Origin of the sequence: Kineococcus glutinatus (assembly GCF_039542765.1) — a bacterium.
Classification (GTDB): domain Bacteria; phylum Actinomycetota; class Actinomycetes; order Actinomycetales; family Kineococcaceae; genus Kineococcus_A; species Kineococcus_A glutinatus.
Window position 1 is genome coordinate 1 of sequence record NZ_BAABIL010000277.1, and the last position, 1,419, is coordinate 1,419.

Here is a 1,419-nt window from a genome sequence, read left to right on the forward strand (position 1 = left end):
GGCGTGGTGGTGGCCCGCGGAGCCGACAGGAAGAGGTGGCGACGTGCTCGTGCTCGTCGATCAGGACCAGGTCCTCGCGGGTTTCGGCGCGGGTTTCGACGCCGCCTGGCGCCGCACCCACCCCACGGCGCCCTTCCACCCCCGCGAGCGCTCGCGCACCTACTGGATCCAGGACGACTACGGCATGCAGTGGGCGGCGCAGATCCTCCAGGTCATGACCGCGCCCGGCTTCTTCCGCGACCTGCCCGTGCTGCCCGGCGCGGTGGCGGGCATGCAGGGGCTGCTGGCGGACGGGCACGACGTGCGCATCTGCACCGCCCCCGTGCAGGACTACCGCCACTGCGTGCGCGAGAAGTACGAGTGGGTGGAGGAGCACCTCGGGCACGAGTGGACCACCCGCATGATCCTCACCCGCGACAAGACGCTCGTCGCCGGTGACGTGCTGCTCGACGACCGCCCCACCGTCCCCGGTGCGCTGACGCCGGCCTGGGACCACCTGCTCTTCCGCGCGCCCTACAACGCCGACGTGCCCGGCCGCCACGTCGACTGGGTCGACTACCGCGAGGTGCTGGCCGAGGTCGAGGAGGCCCGCACCCGCCGCGGGGTGCTCCTGGCGCCGCGACGGGCGCCCCGCCCCGTCCGCACCGCGGTTCCCGCGCCGGTTCCCGCCGCGGCCGGGCGGGTCGACCTCGCCCCGACCGGCCGCCAGCAGATCTGCCTCGTCGGGCGCTGAGCGCGGCCCCCCGGCCGCTCAGCGCTCCCCGGCCGCCGCGCTGGAGGTGGTGCGGCTTGACAGGTGGCCCCGCCCCCAGCGGCCGTCGGTGCCGGCGCGCGAGCGCAGCAGGCCGGCGGCGAAGTCCTCGCCGACGTCCCGCAGCACGGTGTGCAGGTGGTTGCCGCCCGCCACGGCGTTGACGGCCTCGACGAGGAAGCGGTCGGTCTGCACCCGGAAGTAGTGCGGTGCCCCGCGCCGCTGGGCACCGGCCCACGCGAAGTGCACCCGCCCGATCCCGCGCTCGCGCAGCTCGGCGGTGTGCGCCGCCGCGCTCTCGGCGGGCAGCCGCTGCAGGTAGCAGTCCAGCAGCCGCCACAGCGCCTCCTGCTGCGCCGGGCCGAGCTCGTCGCCGCCGATCCCCGACGGCGCCTCGCGGGTCAGGGTCAGCGCCTTGCGGTCGACGTCCGTGATCGTGTAGCCGGGCATGCCGAGGTCGTAGTGGTCCGGCACCTCGAACGCGCCGATCGCGGGGACCTGGCGGGTGACGAAGTCCGCCGGTGCCACGTCGTGGACGACCGCCCGCGCCCGCTGGGCGTCGTCGAGGGAGTGCAGCAGCGCGAAGGCCAGCTGCTCGTCGTCGGCCAGCGGGTGCAGCACGCCGTCGTACTCGGTGGGCTGCTGCCCCAGCGCGCACGGGGTGGCGA

At 75.6% G+C, this 1,419-nt stretch carries 2 protein-coding genes; one reads left to right on the forward strand and one right to left on the reverse strand.

Annotation, left to right across the window (positions count from 1 at the left end; genetic code table 11):
* Positions 1 to 733 (forward strand): 5' nucleotidase, NT5C type (locus tag ABEB16_RS11150; protein WP_345712324.1); only part of this gene is annotated, 733 nt, incomplete at its 5' end.
* An 18-nt stretch (positions 734 to 751) separates the two neighbouring features.
* Here the strand turns inward: ABEB16_RS11150 and ABEB16_RS11155 are convergent.
* Positions 752 to 1,419 (reverse strand): DUF3500 domain-containing protein (locus tag ABEB16_RS11155; protein ID WP_345712325.1); only part of this gene is annotated, 668 nt, incomplete at its 5' end.